Raw genomic sequence first — 17465 nt, 5'->3', positions numbered from 1 at the left:
GTTTCAGCGGAGCCTTCGATTATGCACTGTTTTTTGCAATCCAGTCAACTTCGAAGAAGCTTTTTTATCGACCAACTCTTCAGCAACCACCCCTTCCAGAGCAACCACCGAATCACTACATGAGCGTCATCAGCCGAGCCCACGAGTATACATCGATATTTCGGGTTAGCGCTACCCCGACGAGATTTTGTTCTTGAGTCCCCCAGCACGGCTTGTGCCTGCAGTCAGAGGCAGCGCCCGCGCTCTACTAGCTATATATAGATAGAGACGCAGCCGCCCCGGTCACGAGATTCGTCCGCGCATGAAAAAGCCGCCCGAAGGCGGCTGTCTATCCCAAGCGAGTCAACTCAGCTCAGTAGTAGCGCGAGCTGTTCATGCGGCGCATTGCTTCGTAGAGCGTCGGTATGCGCGCTTCCTGCGAACGGGTGCTCATGCGGGCCAGTGCGTCGACCTTGGCAACCGCAGCGGCGGGCACGGTACCTTCCGATTGCTGGCGCCACACGGCGGCTTGCAGTTCCTGCATCACGCGCGGATCGTTCTTTGCGGTTTCCATGAAACGGGCGTCTGCGCGGGCCGCGGCACGGCGTTCAGCAGCTGCCTGCCAGAGGCTGGCGATGCTGCTCTTGCGCACCGAGCTTGCGAACAACGCAAACAGGGCGATCGCTGCGAGGCAGAAGATGGTCCATGCGGCGAGCAGGGCGCCTTCGTTCCAGTTGGAAACGAGCGTGTCGGCCACCACCAGCACCGCTGCCGCGATGGCAACGATGAACAGGGCGATCAGCGGACGGGCGCCTTCAGCGCCGGCGCGTGCGGCCTGGATCTGGTCGAAAAGAACTTCGGCGCGACGGACGCCGGGGTGGACTGTGGGTTGGTCAACGTGGACAAAGCTAGTCATGGTGCGATCCCTCCGGGGATGAATGGCAACGAGTGCCGATGTCGTGATATTAGGGATTACCCTGGTGTTTTGCCACTTTATCTTCCTGATGCTTATCATTCACAGCACTGATGGACGTCAACTTTCGCACGCTCGACCTCAACCTGCTTCGCGTCTTCGACGAGGTGATGGCGGAGCGCAATCTCACGCGCGCGGCCCGCAACCTCTCTATTACCCAGCCCGCGGTGAGCAATGCGCTGCGGCGCCTAAGGGAAGTGCTGGGTGACGAACTGGTACGCCGCGCCGGCGCCGGCGTGGAGCCCACGCCGCGGGCGCTGGCGCTCTGGCCAACGGTACGCGATGCGCTGCGCCAGCTGCAGCACACATTGGCGCCGGGCGAATTCGATGCGGCTACCGCCGACACCACCTTCCTGCTGGCCATGGCCGACGCCACAGCGGCAGAACTGATCCCCGGCCTGGTGCAGATCGCCGAAAAAGAGGCCCCCGCCATTTCCCTGCGCGTGCTCCCGCTGACCACGCGCGACCCGCGCCGGATGCTGGAGAACGAAGAGGTCGACATGGCCATCGGCTATTTCCCGGCCGTGATCGCCAGCCTGGCGGCGCGTGGGCAATCGGGGGTGGGCGTGCCGTTCGAGACCCAGCGGCTCTACCTGGGTCAATATGTATGCGTGATGCGCCGCGACCATCCGCTCGCGAACGCGCCGCTCACGCTGGACGACTACTGCGCCGCGCGGCACCTGCTGGTGAGTTTTTCGGGGCGGCCCTACGGCTTCATCGACCAGACGCTGGGCGCCATGGGACGCGAGCGGCGCATCGTGGTGACGGTCAATCAGTTCTTCACGGCAGGCCGGGTGGTCGCCAATTCAGACTTGCTGACCGTGCTGCCGCGCCACTTCGTGACCGTGACGGGCATCGACGATCAGCTGGTGCTGCGCGACCTGCCCTTCGACCAGCCGCCGGTGCATGTGGATGCCATCTGGCACCGGCGCGCCCAGCATGGGCATGCGCATGAGTGGCTGCGGACGGCGCTGTTGCGGTCGGCCGCGGCAGCCTTCGCGGGCTCGATCCTCGGGCAGAAGGTGCCCGACTGATCGGCGCCGGTTGATCAGCGAACGACGCTGAGCCAGGCGGAGGCGGCTGCGCGCAGTTCCTGCGCGTGGTGCGCACCGCGGCCGGCGCGGACATCGGCGCTTTCCATCAGCGCGGCCGCGTGGCTGGCGGGGGCGCTGTCGCTGGAGGAACGGAAGAAACGGGCCACTTGGGCGAGGAGGCTGAACATGGTGTTGCGCGGCTTGTGGCCGTGCTCTGAGTGGTTGATGCTCCAAGATTAAGGGTTTTCCCTAGGAAAACAACCCTGACCTTATGCACTTCATGCATGGGGCAATTCACCTAGACTGGCCCGACGATGAAGCTGCAACTGCTCTCCGACCTGCACCTGGAGTCCCATCCCCGCTTCCACGCCGAGCCGATCCCGGGCGCCGACCTGCTGGTGCTCGCGGGCGACATCGGCTCCTACCAGGAAGGCTCCCGCCTCGCGGACACCGATTTCGGCCTGGGCCGGTTTTCGCCCCGCAACGGCTGGCCGGTGCCGGTGGTCTACGTGCCGGGCAACCACGAATACGACAACGCCGACTTCGACGAGACGCACGACCGGCTGCGCGCGCTCTGCCAGGAACTCGACATCCAGTGGCTCGAGCGCGAAACCCTCGTCATCGACGGCATCCGCTTCATCGGCACCACGCTCTGGGCCGACTTCGACGCACTGGTCGAGCCCACCGACGGCCGGGCCGAGGCGCTCAAGAAGCGCGGCAAGGCGATGCGGGCGGCCGACTTCTACCTGGAAAAGATGGCCTCCAAGCGCCACGGCGAGCTCTTCCTGTCCGGCCCGCTGCGCGAGCAGGCGCTGGTGTGCCAGGCGTGGCTCCGGCAAGCGCTGGCCGAGCCTTTCGACGGCACCACGGTCGCCATCACGCATTTCGCGCCAACGCTGGCGAGCGCCGATCCACGCTACGGCCTGACGCCCGGCACCGCCGGCTTCTGCAACGCCCTCGACGAACTGCTGCCGTCGGCCAGGCTCTGGCTCCACGGCCATCTGCACTGCGCCTTCGACTATATGAAGGACGGCTGCCGCGTGGTGGCCAACCCACTGGGCTACAAGCGCAACGGCGAGCAGGAAGGCTATCGCCCCGAGCTGCTGATCGAAGTGCGCTGACCCCGGCGGCGCCGTAACGGCCGGCTATCGGCGGACCGCACGCGCTGTGTAGACTGCCTCGAGTCCACCTGGAGAGAGACATGACGCAGCCACAACAACGTCGCACCTTCCTTCAACGCACGGGCGGCGCCGCGGCCGCGGTCGGGCTGCTGTCCGCCCTGCCGAAAGCACTGGCCCAGGCGCCCGACGCCGGCGGCAAGGCCATGGGCCGGCTCTCGATGGCCGAGATGTCGCGCCGCCTCGCAGCCGGGTCGCTGACCAGCAGCCAGCTGGTCGAAGAAGCGCTGGCCGCCATCCAGAACCCCGCGGGCGAAGGCGCGCGCACTTTCATCCAGGTGCACGCCGCATCGGCGCGCAGCGCCGCGGCGCAACTGGATGCCGATCGCAAGGGCGGCCGCGCAGCCGCCTCCCCGATCGCCGGCATCCCGATTTCTCTGAAGGACCTGTTCGACGAAGCCGGCATCACCACGCTCGGCGGCTCCACGGTGCTGGTCGGCCAGCCGCCGGCGCAGCGCGACGCGGTGGTTGTCGAGCGGCTGCGGCGCGCGGGCGCGATCGTCATCGGGCGCACCAACACGGTCGAGTTCGCCTACACGGGCCTGGGCATCAACCCGAACTACGGCACGCCGAAGAACGTCCACGACCGCGCGACCGGCCGCATTCCGGGCGGCTCGACCTCTGGCGGCGCCATCTCGGTGACCGACGGCATGGCGGCCGGCGCCATCGGCACTGACACCGGCGGGTCGCTGCGCATTCCCGCGGCGCTCAACGGGCTGGTGGGGTTCAAGCCCACGCAGCGCCGCATCCCGCTCGATGGCGTGATGCCCCTGTCGACCTCCTTCGACTCGGCCGGGCCGATGGCATGGACGGTGGAAGACTGCGCGCTGCTCGACGCCGTGCTGGCCGGCGAACTGTCGCGTGCGCCCAAGGCGATCTCGCTGCGCGGCCTGCGCTTCGCAGTGCCAAAGACCTTCTTCCAGGACGACCTCTCGCCGCCTGTGGCTGCCGCGTTTGCATCCGCACTGTCCAAGCTCTCGGCTGCCGGCGCCACGGTCATCGAGCTGCCGATGACCGAGTTCGCCAAGGCGCCAACCATCAACCCGCGCGGCATGATCACCGCCTCGGAGGCCTACGCCTGGCATCGCGAATTCATCAAGACGGGCGCCACCAAGTACGACCCGCGCGTGCTGGCGCGCATCAAGACCGGCGAGACGATCACCGCGCCCGACTACCTGCAGCTGCAGGCGCTGCGCCGCCAGTTCATCCGCTCGATCAACGCCGCGGCTGCCGGCTACGACGCGATGCTGATGCCCACCACGCCCGACATCGCGCCGCCCATCGCCGAGGTGATCAAGGACGACGAGACCTACTACCGCATCAACGGCCGCATGCTGCGCAATCCGTCGGTGGTGAACCTGTTCGATGGCTGCGCGCTCTCGGTGCCCTGCCACGACGCGGGCAACGCGCCGGTCGGGCTGATGGTGGCCGGGATCGGCAACACCGATCACCGGTTGCTGGCAGTTGGCGCGGCCGTGGAGGCGGTGGTGACGCCGCGGCGCGGCATCAACAGCTAGATCCCGTTCAGCGCGAAGCCAGGCCGTCGAAACAGGTGCCGAGCACCAGCTCGACGATCTCTGCGTCGCTCTGCAGGCCGCCGGCCTTGAGGAAACCGAGCACCGGATCGCAGGCGCGCGCGAACAGCGTGTAGAGCACGGCAATCGCGGGCAGCTTCGGGTTCAGCGTGCCATCGGCCTGCGCGGCCTGGATCCAGCCGCCGAGCGTGTCGCTGATCGCGACCAGCCGGTCGAGATAGCCCCGGTTGTTCATCAGCGCAGCCCGCAGGCTCGAGTTCTGGTGCGGCAGCGAGGGCATCTCGCCGATCAGTTGCATCTCCATGGCCCAGCGCACCACCGTGCGCAGCTTGTCTATCGGTTGCTGGTCGGCCGGCACCGACGCCAGGACATCCTGCGTGCGTTGCATGAGGCGCACCATCGCCGCGGCCGCGAGGTCTTCCTTGCTGGGAAAGTGCTTGTAGAGGCTGGCCTTGGCGATGCCGACGGAGGCGGCGACCTCGTCGACCGTCATCGATTCGAAGCCCTTTTCGGCCAGCAGCCGGTTCGCGGTCTGCACGATGGCCTCTTCGCGGGCCTGCAGCATCTGTTCCTTGAACGAGGGCTTGGCGGGAGCGGCAGCGGTGGTCATGCGGAAATTCTAGTCTTGGCCGTCGCCCGCCAGACGGTGCGAGTGTGGAAATACCGCCCAGTCTTCGTTGCAGACCGGAGGGTTGCGCTCAGGCGCTGCGCCCTTTGGAAACCAGCTTGATGCCCGGCATCAGCTCGGCCGCAAGCTCGGGCCGCTCCAGCGCGTAGTCGAGGTTCATGCGCGCGATCTCGACATGCTCCTCGCCCAGCGCCTGCGCGCGCGAACCCTGCCCGCGCTCGATGGCCTGCACGATCGCGTGGTGCGTGCGGTGCGCCTGGCGCATCCATTGCTGGCCCTCTTCCATCGACGACTGCATCGGCAGCATCGCGCTCGGCGCGGCGAAGGGCTGGCCGCCGAGCATGTCCATCACCCGCTTGAGTGCGAGGTTGCCGCAGCCTTCGACGATCAGCTTGTGGAAGCGGTCGTTCATCTCGACGTAGGCCGCGTAATCGTCGATTTCCATGGTGGGCTTGTTCACCGCCCGGTCGCCGGCATCCAGGCAATCCTTCAGGTCGCGCAGCAGCTGGCGCGAGGCGCCGTCTTCGGCCAGCAGGCGCGCCGCGAAGCCTTCGATCACGCCGCGCACACGGATGGCGTCGGCCACCTCCTGCGAGGTGAAGCGGCGCATCTGGTAGCCGCCGCTGGGTGATTGCTCGATCAGACCTTCGTGCTCGAGGCTGGCCAGCGCCAGCCGTACCGGGGTGCGCGAGGCTTCGAGCTTCTCGGCCAGCGGGATCTCGGCCAGCCGCTCTCCGGGCACGAATTCGCCCTTGAGGATCATGTCGCGCAGTTGCACGAGCACGCGGGATTGTTGAGAGTCCATCAGGAGGCGCCGGGAGCGGGAATGAGCGGATTCTAGGAGACGGGCCGATCATTGCACGCAGGATATTTACCCTGGCTCGCTTGTTGCATGCATTGCGTCACAAGAAGTGTCAAAAACACACGCCACACTCAGTATTAACCCTGATTTGAAGCGCCACGAGCCCCAAATAAGGGCGAAATCGAAGATGAAAGTTTGACCCAGATTGAGGATCACCAAGACAATGCATACCGTTGCATGCAATGCCTGCAGACCTCTTTCCAAAGCCCCCACGATGGAGCCCGCACGATGATCAGCGCCGAGCAAAACGATTTCATCACCCGCGTCGGACGCGACGCCCCCGCCGGCAAGCTGCTGCGCCGCTACTGGCAGCCGGTGGCCCTGGCCGACGAACTGGCGGGCCCGCGCCCGGTCAAGCCGGTGAAGCTCATGGGCCAGGACTTCGTGCTGTTCCGCGACGAAAACGGCCAGCTCGGCATGCTCGACCGCGACTGCCCGCACCGCGGCGCCGACCTCGCCTTCGGACGGCTGGAAAACGGCGGCATCCGCTGCGCCTTCCACGGCTGGCTGTTCGACGCCAAGGGCAATTGCCTCGAAACCCCCGCCGAACCCGCCACCAGCAAGCTGTGCAGCCGCATCAAGCAGTCGGCCTATCCGGTGGTCGAGAAGGCGGGCGTGGTCTTCGCGTACGTCGGCGAGGGCGAGCCTCCGGCCTTTCCGGACTTCGACTGCTTCGTCGCCCCCGACACCCACACCTTCGCGTTCAAGGGCCTGTTCGAATGCAACTGGCTGCAGGCGCTCGAGGTGGGCATCGACCCTGCACACGCCTCGTACCTGCATCGCTTCTTCGAGGACGAGGACACCTCCGAGAGCTACGGCAAGCAGTTCCGCGGCGCCTCCGCCGACTCCGACATGCCCATCACCAAGGTGCTGCGCGAGTACGACCGGCCCGAGATCAGCGTGGAGCCCACCGACTACGGCTTCCGCCTGAAGGCGCTGCGCAAGCTCACTGAAAAAACGACGCACGTGCGCGTGACCAACGTGGTGTTCCCGCAGGCCTTCGTGATCCCGATGAGCGCGGAGATGACCATCTCGCAATGGCATGTGCCGGTGGACGACACGCACTGCTACTGGTATGCCATCTTCACCAGCTTCACCGGCCCGGTCGACAAGCAGCAGATGCGCGACCAGCGGCTGAAGCTCTACGAGCTGCCCGACTACACCTCGCGCAAGAACAAGCGCAACAACTACGGCTACAGCATCGACGAGCAGCTCACCGAGACCTACACCGGCATGGGCGACGACATCAACGTGCACGACCAGTGGGCGGTGGAGTCGCAGGGCGCCATCCAGGACCGCACGCGCGAGCACCTGGGCAGCACCGACAAGGGAATCATTGCCTACCGCCGCGTGCTGGTGAAGGCCATCGAGGCCACGCTCGCCGGCGAGACCGCGCCGATGCTGATCGACGCCGCGCAGGCCCGCACGATGACCGGCCCACCCTCCATCGACGGCATCGGCCACGTGGTGGACGAAGCCGCCACCGAGACCTACTGGCAGGAGGCGGACCGCGCGCGCCGCCTGAAGTCCGATTGGGCCTCCGCACGGCTGGCCGCCTGAGCACGCGCGCCATGAGCAGCAACAAAACCAACACATTCGTCGACCGCTTCGGTCTCTGGTCCGACGACCAGCACGCACAGGCGCGCGAGCTGGTGCGCCGCATCGACAGCGGCGAGGTCGATCTCGTGCGCTTCGCCTGGCCCGACCAGCACGGCATCCTGCGCGGCAAGACGCTGGTCGCCACCGAGGCGCGCTCGGCGCTGTGGGAGGGCGTGAACCTCACCTCCACGCTGCTGGCCAAAGACACCTCGCACAAGACCGTGTTCCCGGTCTTCACCACGAACGGCGGCTTTGCCATCGAGGGCCTGCAGGGCGGCGCGGACTTCACCATCGTGGCCGACCCCGCCACCTTCAAGGTGCTGCCCTGGGCGCCGCGCACCGGCTGGATCCTGTGCGACGCCTACATGGCCGACGGCACGCCCTGCCCCTTCGCGACGCGGCAGATCCTGCAGCGCGCGGTGCGCCAGCTCGACGAGTTCGGGCTCGACTTCATCGCCGGCCTGGAGGTGGAGTTCCACGTCTTCAAGCTCGACGATGCGCGCATGGGCCTGGCCGACTCGGGCCAGCCCGGCGAGCCGCCGCGCGTGTCGCTGCTCTCGCACGGCCACCAGTACCTCACCGAGCTGCGCTACGACCGCGTCGACGGGTTGATGGAGCTGCTGCGCTCGAACCTCATCGCGCTCGGGCTGCCGCTGCGCTCGCTGGAAATCGAATTCGGCCCGAGCCAGTTCGAGCTGACCTTCGGCCCCACGGCCGGCGTGATGCCCGCGGACACCATGGTGCTGCTGCGCAGCGCGATCAAGCAGATCTGCCAACGCAACGGGTTGCACGCGAGCTTCATGTGCCGGCCGAAGATTCCGAACGTCATGTCGAGCGGTTGGCACCTGCACCAGTCGCTGCGCCGCAAGAGCGATGGCGTGAACGCCTTCATGCCGGAGGCCCAAGGCCAGGACCTGAGCGAGATCGGCATGCACTACCTCGGCGGCCTGAAGGCGCACGCCTGCGGCGCGGCGGCGCTCGCGAGCCCCACGATCAACGGCTACCGGCGCTACCGCCCGTTCTCGCTCGCGCCCGACCGCGCGATCTGGGCCAGGGACAACCGCGGCGCGATGCTGCGCGTGCTCGGCGGCGTGGGGCAGAGCGCTTCGCGCATCGAGAACCGCGTGGGCGAGCCGACGGCCAATCCATACCTCTATCTCGCATCGCAACTCTTCTCGGGCCTCGACGGCATCCGCAACAGCATCGACCCCGGTCCCTCCGCCGATGCGCCGTACGAAACGCCGGCCGAGCAACTGCCGCGCTCGCTCGGCGACGCCCTCGCGTGCCTGCGCCGCGACGAGATGCTCAACACGCAGATGGGCAAGGTCTTCATCGACTACCTCTGCCACATCAAGGAAGCGGAAATCGCCCGCTTCAACCTCGAAGTCAGCGAGTGGGAACACCGCGAGTACTTCGACATGTTCTGACCCCCTGCTCCCCATGCCCACGATCCACTACATCCTCAAGGACGGCACCGCACGCGCGGTCGACGCCAAGATCGGCGCCAGCGTCATGGAGACCGCCATCCGCGGCAACGTGCGTGGCATCGACGCCGAATGCGGCGGCTGCTGCTCCTGCGCCACCTGCCACGTCTATGTGGACGACGCCTTCGCCGACCTGCTGCCGCCGCCCGACGACATGGAGAGCGCGCTGCTCGAAGTCGTCGCCTCCGAGCGCCAACCCAATTCGCGCCTGAGCTGCCAGCTCAACGTGACAGCAGCCCTCGATGGCCTGAGGGTGCGCGTTCCAGAGACACAGGTCTGACGCACACTCGCCCGCTCCGCATCCATTCCACCTGAAAGGCGTTTTTCCATGACGACGATGACGAAGAGAACCGTTCTCTCGACCCTCCTGCTCGCCGGCTTCGGCATGCTGGGCACCGTGGCCGCGCATGCTGCCGACGAGCCGCTGCGCATCGGCCTCATTGCCACCTACTCCGGCCCCTACGCCGACTACGGCCGCCAGTTCGATGCCGGCATCGCGCTGTACCTCAAGGAGCACGGCGGCAAGGTGGGCGGGCGCACCGTCGAGATCATCAAGAAAGACACCGCCGGCCCCGCGCCCGATGCCGCCAAGCGCATCGCGCAGGAACTCGTCGTGCGCGACAAGGTGAGCATCCTCACCGGCCTGGACTTCAGCCCCAACGCGTATGCCGTGGGCGCCATCGCCACGCAGGCGAAGATCCCGACCATCGTGATGAATGCGGCCTCCTCGGCCATCACCAGCAGCTCGCCCTACGTGGCACGTCTTTCGTTCACCGTGCAGCAGGTCACCGATCCGATGGCGCGCTTCATGCTCAGGGAGGGCATCAAGGACGCCTACACCGTGGTCGCCGACTACGCCTCGGGCGTCGATGCCGAAACCGCCTTCAAGAAAACCTTCACCACCGGCGGCGGCAAGGTCTCGGGCGAGGTGCGCACGCCGATGAACAACCCCGACTTCTCGGCCTACGTGCAGCGCATCAAGGATGCCAAGCCCCAGGCCGTGTTCTTCTTCTTCCCCTCGGGCGTGATGCCGCCGGCCTTCCTCAAGGTGTGGAAGGAGCGCGGCATGGAGCAGGCCGGCATCAAGCTCTACGCCACCGGCGAAGCCACCGACGACAGCTACCTCGACGCCACCGGCGACGTGGCGCTGGGCCTCGTCACCAGCCACCACTACTCGTTCGCGCACAACTCGCCCAAGAACCAGAAGTTCGTGAAGGACTTCGCCGCCGACAACGGCACCAAGCTGCGCCCCAGCTACTTCGCCGTGACCGCCTACGACGCCATGGCCGCGATCGACCTCACGCTGCAAAAGACCAAGGGCGACGCCAGCGGCGACAAGTTCATGGACGCGCTGCGCGGCCTGCGCTTCGAGAGCCCGCGCGGCCCGATCGAGGTGGACCCGCTCACCCGCGACATCGTGCAGACCGTCTACATCCGCAAGACCGAGCGCGTGAACGGCCAGCTGGTGAACGTGGAGTTCGACAAGTTCGACCGCGTGAAGGACCCGGCCAAGGAAAGCTCGAACTAAGCCCATCCGAACGCCAGCAAGCAGCGCAGCCAGCAACAGGAGGCCCATGGGCATCGTGATCTTCGACGGGGTGGCCTACGGCATGCTCCTGTTCCTCATCGGCGTGGGCCTGTCCATCACGATGGGGTTGATGAATTTTGTCAACCTCGCGCACGGCAGTTTCGCGATGGTGGGCGGCTATGCGGCGAGCCTGCTGATGAACCACTGGGGGCTCGGCTTCGGGCTCTCTCTCGCGGCCGCCTTCGTGGCCGCGGCCCTGGTGGGCGCGGTGCTGGAATTCGTGTTCTATCGGCGGCTGTACCGCGCGCATCCGCTGGACCAGGTGCTGCTGTCGATCGGCGTGGTGTTCGTGTCGATCGCGGCCTTCACCTATTTCTTCGGGCCGACGATGCAGCCGTTCACGCTGCCGCCGGTGCTCGACGGGCAGGTTGCCATCGGCGGACTCGAGGTGGGCCGCTACCGGCTCTTCCTGATCGTCTGCGGCGTGGCCGTGCTGGCTGCCCTGCTGCTGGTGCTGGGCAAGACGCGCTACGGCGCGATGGTGCGTGCGGCGGTCGACAACCAGCGCGTGGCCGGCGGCACCGGCATCCATGTGCAGCGCCTTTTCTTTCTCACCTTCTCGCTGGGCTGCGGCCTCGCGGGCCTGGGCGGCGCGCTGAGCCTGGGCATGCTGGGGCTGGAGCCGTCGTTCCCGCTCAAGTACCTCGTCTATTTCCTCATGGTGGTGTGCGTGGGCGGTGCGGGCACCGTCACGGGGCCCTTCATCGCGGCGCTGCTGGTCGGCATCGTCGACGTGGCGGGCAAGTACTACTGGCCCGAGGCGGGCGCCTTTCTCATCTACGTCTTCATGATCGTCATGCTGCTCGTGCGGCCGAACGGCATCGTTGCGAAGAAGGGGATCGCATGAAAGCCCTCACTGTTTCTCCGGCGCAGTTGCGCATCGCCGAAGTCGCCTTCTGGCTTGCGCTCGCCTCCAGCTTCTTCCTCTTGCCCGACAAGCTCACGCTGATGAGCCAGATCATGATCTTCGGGCTGTTCGCCGTGTCGCTCGACATGGCGCTCGGCTACGCGGGCATCCTCACCGTCGGCCATGCCGCCTTCTTCGGCGCGGGCGCGTACGCGGCCGGCCTGCTCGCCAAGTACGGCTGGAGCGAGCCCTTCACCGGCCTCGCGTTCGCGCTGGTCGTGAGCGGCCTGCTCGGCTATGTGCTGAGCTACCTCGTGGTGCGCGGCGCCGACCTCACGCGGCTGATGATCACCATCGGCGTTTGCGTGCTGCTGTACGAGCTGGCCAACCGGCTCTCGGGCATCACCGGCGGCACCGACGGGCTGCAGGGCGTGGTCATCGCGCCGGTGCTCGGCTTCTTCGACTTCGACCTCTACGGCAAGACCGCCTTCTGCTATGCCTTCGGCGTGGTGCTCGCGATGTTCCTCGTGGTGCGGCTGGTGCTGCGCTCACCGTTCGGGCTGACGCTGCGCGGCATCCACGACAGCCGCAAGCGCATGACGGCCATCGGCTCGCCGGTGGAGGCGCGGCTGCGCATGGCCTACGCCTTCTCGGCCGCGGTGGCCGGCGTGGCGGGCGCGCTGCTCGCGCAGACCACGCAGTTCGTCGGCATCGAATCGATCGGCTTCAACCGCTCGGCCGAGGTGCTGATCATCCTGGTGCTCGGCGGCACCGGCCGCCTGTACGGCGGGATGATCGGCGCCATCGTCTACATGCTGGTGCACGACGGGTTCGCGGACATGAATCCGCAGTACTGGATGTTCTGGCTCGGCATCTTCCTGATCGCGGCGGTCATGCTGGGACGCGGCGGGATCATGGGGGCGCTCTCGCGCTTCGTGCGGATGGGGAAGGCGCGATGAGCTCCACCCACACCCTGCGCACCCGCGACCTGGGCATCCGCTTCGGCGCCTTCCAGGCGGTGAGCGAGGTGAACCTCTCGCTCGAACCCGGCGCGCGGCAAGCGCTGATCGGGCCCAACGGTGCGGGAAAAACCACACTCATCAACCTGCTCACCGGCGTGTTCAAGCCCACGAGCGGGTCGATCCACATGGGCGATCGCGACATCACGCGCCTCTCTGGCGACAAACGCGCGCGCATGGGCCTCGCGCGCACCTTCCAGATCAACACGCTGTTCCCCAGCCTCACGCCTCTGCTGTCGGTGGTGCTGGCGATCAGCGAGCGCGAAGGGCTGGGCGCGACCTGGTGGCGACCGCTCAGGGGCTGCACGGCGGTGTTCGACGAGGCGCATGCGCTGCTCGGCACGCTGAAGCTCGACAGCCTTTCCGACGTGCCGGTCTCGGAGCTGGCCTACGGCAAGCAGCGGCTGCTGGAGATCGCGCTCGCGCTCGCCGCCAGGCCCCGCATCCTCCTGCTCGACGAACCCGCGGCCGGCGTGCCCGAAGGCGAAAGCGGCGAGCTCTTCGAGGCCATCGCGACGCTGCCCGGCGACATCAGCGTGCTCTTCATCGAGCACGACATGAAGCTCGTGTTCCGCTTCTCCCGCCGCATCTCGGTGCTGGTGGGCGGCCGCATCCTCACCGAAGGCACGCCCGCCGAAATTGGCGCCGATCCGCGCGTGCGCGAGGTTTACCTTGGGAGCTCCCATCACCATGCCTGAAGCGCTCGCCTTCGACCACGTCACCGCCGGCTACGGCAACGCCGTGGTGCTCGACGGTCTCGACTTTTCCCTGCAGCAGGGCGAGAGCCTCGCGATCCTCGGGCGCAACGGCGTGGGCAAGACCACGCTGCTCGAAACGCTGATGGGCAACACCCGCGTGATGCAGGGCGCGATCCGCTGGCAGGGCGTGGACATCACGCGCTGGCCGTCGCACCAGCGCGTGCGCGCGGGCCTGGGCTGGGTGCCACAGGAGCGCGAAGTGTTCCCCTCGCTCACCGTGGAAGAAAACCTCACGGTGATCGCGCGACTGGGCGGCTGGAACCTGAAGCGCGTCTACGACTTCTTTCCGCGCCTGCGGGAGCGCCGCGGCAACTACGGCAACCAGCTCTCGGGCGGCGAGCAACAGATGCTGGCCATCGGCCGCGCGCTGATGACCAACCCGAAGCTGCTGCTGCTCGACGAGCCGATGGAAGGCCTCGCGCCGATCATCGTGGAGGAGCTGTCCGCGGCGATTCGGCGCCTCTGCGAATCGGAAGGCCTGGCGTCGATCGTGGTCGAGCAGCACCCGGTGCTCGCGCTGGAGATGACGCACCAGGCCATCGTGCTGGAGCGCGGCACCGTGGTGCACGCCGGCCCGAGCGCGGGGCTCGCGGCGGACAAGGGATTGCTCGAAGGGCTGCTGGGCGTGGGAATCGCCGAGGGCGTGGCGGGCTGAACGACGGGCCCGGCGTCAGGCCACGGCCTGCTGCTTCAAGCGCTTCGCGCAGACCGTGAACCGCCATGCGGCCAAGCACGCGGCCACGACGCTCAGGGCCCACGAGATGCAGAGGTACGCATACATGAGGAAGGCCAGCCCGATCTGCAGTACCGACTTCAAGAACGAGGTGCCCTCGCCGACGATGTAGAACTCCGCGAGGGCGTGGACGCCCCACCACACGGCCAGCGGCAGCGCCGCCACGCACAGGCCGTAGGCGAGGCTGGCAGCCAGCGGACCCATGCGCCCTTGCGCCACGGCCCGGTGGACGACCTGGTAAAGGACGACGCTCAGCACCACAGGGGCGGCCAGGCCGAAGGAAATGCAGAAGTCGAGGACCATGCCTGCACTGTAAGGTCGCACCTCCCGGAAACGACCCGGCGTCCACCGAAGTACCGGTGGACGCTACCGCGCAGGTCAGCTCAGCATCTGCCCGCGGCTGCCGATCACCGCCACGTCCACGAAATGCCCGCCTTCGCGGTTCGTGCGGCCGTAGTTGATCTTCAGCCCGCCCAGGTCGAAGTTCTCGATGCTGGCCATGCCCGCCATCACCGAGGCGCGCGTGGGCGAGCCGCCCGCACGGCGCAGGCCCTCGGCGAGCACGGCGGCGTTGATGTAGCCCTCCAGGCTCGTGAGCGAGAAGTCCTTGGTGCCGTTGGCCACCATGTCGGCCTGGTAGCGGCGCACGATCTCGAACTTGGTCGAGTACGGCGAGGGCACCACGATCACGAAGCCCAGGCCCCGCGCGAGGTCGCCCATTGCGGCCAGCGCGCTGGCGGTGATCGACAGGCCGTAGGCCGAGCTGTTGCCGCCGGCATCGCGCAGCGCCTTCATGAAGACCGGCGCCGTGCCGGCCAGGCCGATGATGATGACCTGCGGCTTGGCCTTGGCGATGGCTTCGGCCGCGGGGCCGACTTCCATGCTCGTCGTGTTGGGCGTGGTCGCGATGACCGCGGGCTCCAGCTTCGCCTTGGCCAGCGCGGCCTTGAACGCCGCGAGCACCGACTGGCCCAGCGGGTCATTCGAATGCACGAGCCCGATGCGGGTCTGGCCCAGCACGGCCGCCGTGGTCACCAGCTTCTCGACTTCCTGGTCGTAGTTCACGCGCACCCAGAAGGTGTTGGGCGCGGTCTTCTTGCGCAGCGCGACGGTGCCGGTGATCGGGCCGACCACGGCCATGCCGGGCACGGCGTCCATCACTTCGGAGGTCTGGCGCGTGCCCAGCGGGTGCAGCAGCGCGAGCACCGAGCTGTCCTTCTCGAAGGCCAGTGCGTTGGCCTTGGCCACATCGGGCTTGAAGGTGTCGTCGGCCATGACCAGGTCGACCTTGGTGCCGTTGATGCCGCCCGACTTGTTCAGCGCATTGAAGAACGCGCTCGAACCCTGGAAAAGCCCCTGCCCGTTGGCCTTCTCGACGCTGCTGTTGTCGAAGGTGGTCCCGATGCGGATCGGCTTGCCCTGCGCAAAGGCCGGCATGCCCAGGCCCGCGGCGGCGGTTGCGGCCAGACCGGTCAGCACACGGCGACGGCTGGTGGTGGGCGGCGCGAGGAACACGCGCTGCTCGGGAACGGTCATGGTCAAGGTCTCCCCAATTCGGTGACAAAAGTACACATTTCAATCAGAAATGTAACGCACGTCACCGTGCCGGAGATGACAGCCAGCTACAGCAGCTCTTCGCCCACGATGGGCAGCAGCAGCCAGTTCTTGAAGCGCAGCCAGAGGAATTCGCCGGGCTCGTCCTCGTGGACGATGTCGCCGCCGGCGTCGTCGTATTCGAGCCACTGCACGCGCCGGCCGTTGGGGCCCAGGCGCAGGCGGTAGCCGAGGTTGACGCGCTCGCCCGTCATGAGCTGGTGGTAGTCGCGCACCAGATCCGGACTGTCGATGACGAGGCCGACCTCGGTGTTGACAGCGGCGGAGCGGTGGTCGAGGTTCATCGAGCCGACGAAGAAGCGCTCGTCGTCGACGATCGCGAGCTTGGCGTGCAGCCGACTGATCGACTTGCCGAAATCGCCGAAACGGCCCGAGCGGCCGGTGAGCGTGGGCGCGATCTCGAAGATGGTCACGCCGATCTTCAGCATGTCGGCGCGGTAGCGCTCGTAGCCCGCATAGGCCAGCGGCTCGTCGGTCGCGCCCAGCGAGTTGGTCACGACCGTGATGCGCCCACCCTTGGCGATGCAGGCGCGCATCTCCTCCATGCCCTTGGGCCCCGGAATGAAATACGGCGAAGCGATGGTGACTTCGCGCCGCGCCGCGTTGATCACGCTCAGCGCACCTTCGGTCACGCTGCCCGCGTAGGCCTCCTCGGCCTTGCGCGTGATCTTCTCGGGGTCGTCGATGAACAGCGTGCCCAGCGCCCAGTAACGGTCGATCTTGCCGGTGATCAGCTGCTCGCCGACGGGCGACTTGTTCAGCACGTCGCGCGGACGGATCGGCACGTCGGGCACGGCCGTGCGCACGATCTCGTCGAAGCGGCGCTGCGCGGCCTCGGGCGTCGAGCGCATCGGCGCGATGCGCTCGATGGGCCAGGCGTGCGAGCTGTTCCAGTAGCGGTCGAACCCCTCGGACATCTGCCGCACGATCGGGCCGCTGGAGATCACGTCCATGTCGATGAAGTTCGCGGCCGTGCTGCGCATGAAGTATTCGTTGCCGATGTTGCGTCCGCCCGAAACCGCGAAGCTGTTGTCCGCGATCAGCATCTTGTTGTGCATGCGGTGGTTGATGCGGCCGAAATCGGTGAGGGACAGCAGGAGCCGCGCGGTCAGCGAATTGGCCCGTGACGGCAGCGGGTTGAAGAGCCGCACCTCGACGTTCGGAAAGGCCGAGAAAGTGCTGAACACCTCGTCCTCGCCGGCCGTGTAGAGGTCGTCCACCAGGAGGCGCACCCGCACGCCGCGCGCCGCGGCCTCGCGCAACTCCTTCAGGAACAGCAGGCCGACGTCGTCCTTCTGGATCAGGTAGTACTGCACGTCGAGCGATTTCTCGGCGTGGCGCGCGAGCGAGATGCGCGCATCGAACGCGAAGGCCGCCTCGGGCAGCAGCCGGAAGCCCGAGAGCGCGGTGGAATCGCCCGGCACACCCTTGGCCGCAAGCTGCCCGAGTTCGGTCTGCCCCACGTCGGTGAAGGCCGTGACAGGCGCCCGCGGCTCCGGCGGCGGCAGGCTGACGCAACCGGTCAGCCACGCGGCCGCAAGCACCCCCAGGAGGGCGGTGAAACTGCGAACGAGGGAGGCGCGCATGGGCCGAACTGTAGCGCGCAGCGCGCATGCGCGGCGACCTATGATCGC

At 67.2% G+C, this 17465-nt stretch carries 18 protein-coding genes; 11 read left to right on the top strand and 7 right to left on the bottom strand.

What is annotated here, in order from left to right:
- Positions 1-352 precede the first annotated feature (352 nt).
- Complete coding sequence (locus ACSFA7_RS12015; RefSeq protein ID WP_435499551.1) at positions 353-895, bottom strand: hypothetical protein; 543 nt, start codon at positions 893-895, stop codon at positions 353-355.
- A gap of 110 nt (positions 896-1005) precedes the next feature.
- Between ACSFA7_RS12015 and ACSFA7_RS12010 the strand changes: the two genes are divergently transcribed.
- Positions 1006-1986 carry a LysR family transcriptional regulator gene (locus ACSFA7_RS12010; RefSeq protein ID WP_435499550.1) on the top strand — a complete coding sequence of 327 codons (981 nt, stop codon included), beginning with the start codon at positions 1006-1008 and terminating at the stop codon, positions 1984-1986.
- Between the two features lie 14 nt (positions 1987-2000).
- On the opposite strand, the gene ACSFA7_RS12005 is transcribed toward ACSFA7_RS12010, so the two are convergent.
- Positions 2001-2174: a hypothetical protein gene (locus ACSFA7_RS12005; protein WP_176660965.1), complete on the bottom strand. Its 174-nt coding sequence runs from the start codon at positions 2172-2174 to the stop codon at positions 2001-2003.
- A gap of 126 nt (positions 2175-2300) precedes the next feature.
- Here ACSFA7_RS12005 and ACSFA7_RS12000 point away from each other — a divergent pair, with 126 nt between their 5' ends.
- Positions 2301-3107 (top strand): metallophosphoesterase, encoded by an 807-nt coding sequence (locus ACSFA7_RS12000; protein ID WP_435499549.1) that lies wholly within the window; start codon positions 2301-2303, stop codon positions 3105-3107.
- An 80-nt stretch (positions 3108-3187) separates the two neighbouring features.
- Entirely contained in the window at positions 3188-4681 is a 1494-nt protein-coding gene (locus ACSFA7_RS11995; protein WP_435499548.1) for an amidase, read from the top strand.
- 7 nt (positions 4682-4688) lie between these two features.
- Here ACSFA7_RS11995 and ACSFA7_RS11990 read toward each other — a convergent pair whose 3' ends face one another.
- Positions 4689-5309 carry a TetR/AcrR family transcriptional regulator gene (locus tag ACSFA7_RS11990; protein ID WP_435499547.1) on the bottom strand — a complete coding sequence of 207 codons (621 nt, stop codon included), beginning with the start codon at positions 5307-5309 and terminating at the stop codon, positions 4689-4691.
- A gap of 88 nt (positions 5310-5397) precedes the next feature.
- A complete protein-coding gene (locus ACSFA7_RS11985) occupies positions 5398-6132 on the bottom strand; it encodes a GntR family transcriptional regulator (protein ID WP_435499546.1) in 735 nt (244 codons plus the stop codon).
- Positions 6133-6417: 285 nt separating this feature from the next.
- On the opposite strand from ACSFA7_RS11985, the gene ACSFA7_RS11980 reads away from it, so the two are divergent.
- Genes ACSFA7_RS11980 through ACSFA7_RS11945 form a run of 8 tightly spaced genes read left to right on the top strand, consistent with a single transcriptional unit; the run spans position 6418 to position 14139 of the window.
- Positions 6418-7749, top strand: a complete 1332-nt coding sequence (locus ACSFA7_RS11980; protein WP_435499545.1) for an aromatic ring-hydroxylating dioxygenase subunit alpha — start codon at positions 6418-6420, stop codon at positions 7747-7749.
- An 11-nt stretch (positions 7750-7760) separates the two neighbouring features.
- Positions 7761-9215, top strand: a complete 1455-nt coding sequence (locus ACSFA7_RS11975; protein ID WP_435499544.1) for a glutamine synthetase family protein — start codon at positions 7761-7763, stop codon at positions 9213-9215.
- 13 nt (positions 9216-9228) lie between these two features.
- The gene (locus ACSFA7_RS11970; protein WP_435499543.1) at positions 9229-9552 is read left to right on the top strand and encodes a 2Fe-2S iron-sulfur cluster-binding protein; all 324 of its coding nucleotides are present in this window, start codon (positions 9229-9231) and stop codon (positions 9550-9552) included.
- A gap of 48 nt (positions 9553-9600) precedes the next feature.
- Positions 9601-10800 carry an ABC transporter substrate-binding protein gene (locus ACSFA7_RS11965; RefSeq protein WP_435499542.1) on the top strand — a complete coding sequence of 400 codons (1200 nt, stop codon included), beginning with the start codon at positions 9601-9603 and terminating at the stop codon, positions 10798-10800.
- 46 nt (positions 10801-10846) lie between these two features.
- Complete coding sequence (locus ACSFA7_RS11960; RefSeq protein WP_435499541.1) at positions 10847-11707, top strand: branched-chain amino acid ABC transporter permease; 861 nt, start codon at positions 10847-10849, stop codon at positions 11705-11707.
- A complete protein-coding gene (locus ACSFA7_RS11955) occupies positions 11704-12666 on the top strand; it encodes a branched-chain amino acid ABC transporter permease (protein ID WP_435499540.1) in 963 nt (320 codons plus the stop codon). The genes ACSFA7_RS11960 and ACSFA7_RS11955 overlap by 4 nt, the downstream gene beginning before the upstream one ends.
- Positions 12663-13424, top strand: coding sequence for an ABC transporter ATP-binding protein (locus tag ACSFA7_RS11950; protein WP_435499539.1), 762 nt, complete (start codon positions 12663-12665; stop codon positions 13422-13424). Before ACSFA7_RS11955 ends, ACSFA7_RS11950 begins: the two co-directional genes overlap by 4 nt.
- Positions 13417-14139: an ABC transporter ATP-binding protein gene (locus ACSFA7_RS11945; protein WP_435499538.1), complete on the top strand. Its 723-nt coding sequence runs from the start codon at positions 13417-13419 to the stop codon at positions 14137-14139. The genes ACSFA7_RS11950 and ACSFA7_RS11945 overlap by 8 nt, the downstream gene beginning before the upstream one ends.
- 15 nt (positions 14140-14154) lie before the next feature.
- Here the strand turns inward: ACSFA7_RS11945 and ACSFA7_RS11940 are convergent, their stop codons facing one another.
- From ACSFA7_RS11940 to ACSFA7_RS11930, 3 genes are all read right to left on the bottom strand, one after another.
- Positions 14155-14520, bottom strand: coding sequence for a hypothetical protein (locus ACSFA7_RS11940; RefSeq protein WP_435499537.1), 366 nt, complete (start codon positions 14518-14520; stop codon positions 14155-14157).
- A gap of 75 nt (positions 14521-14595) precedes the next feature.
- The gene (locus ACSFA7_RS11935; protein WP_435499536.1) at positions 14596-15753 is read right to left on the bottom strand and encodes an ABC transporter substrate-binding protein; all 1158 of its coding nucleotides are present in this window, start codon (positions 15751-15753) and stop codon (positions 14596-14598) included.
- Positions 15754-15839: 86 nt separating this feature from the next.
- Positions 15840-17417: a phospholipase D family protein gene (locus ACSFA7_RS11930; RefSeq protein ID WP_435499535.1), complete on the bottom strand. Its 1578-nt coding sequence runs from the start codon at positions 17415-17417 to the stop codon at positions 15840-15842.
- Positions 17418-17465: the final 48 nt, after the last annotated feature.

The sequence above is a fragment of the Variovorax trehalosi genome, assembly GCF_051216415.1.
Lineage (GTDB): Bacteria > Pseudomonadota > Gammaproteobacteria > Burkholderiales > Burkholderiaceae_C > Variovorax.
The sequence above is the reverse complement of the archived record's forward strand: the minus strand, read 5'-3'. Positions and strand labels throughout refer to the sequence as shown.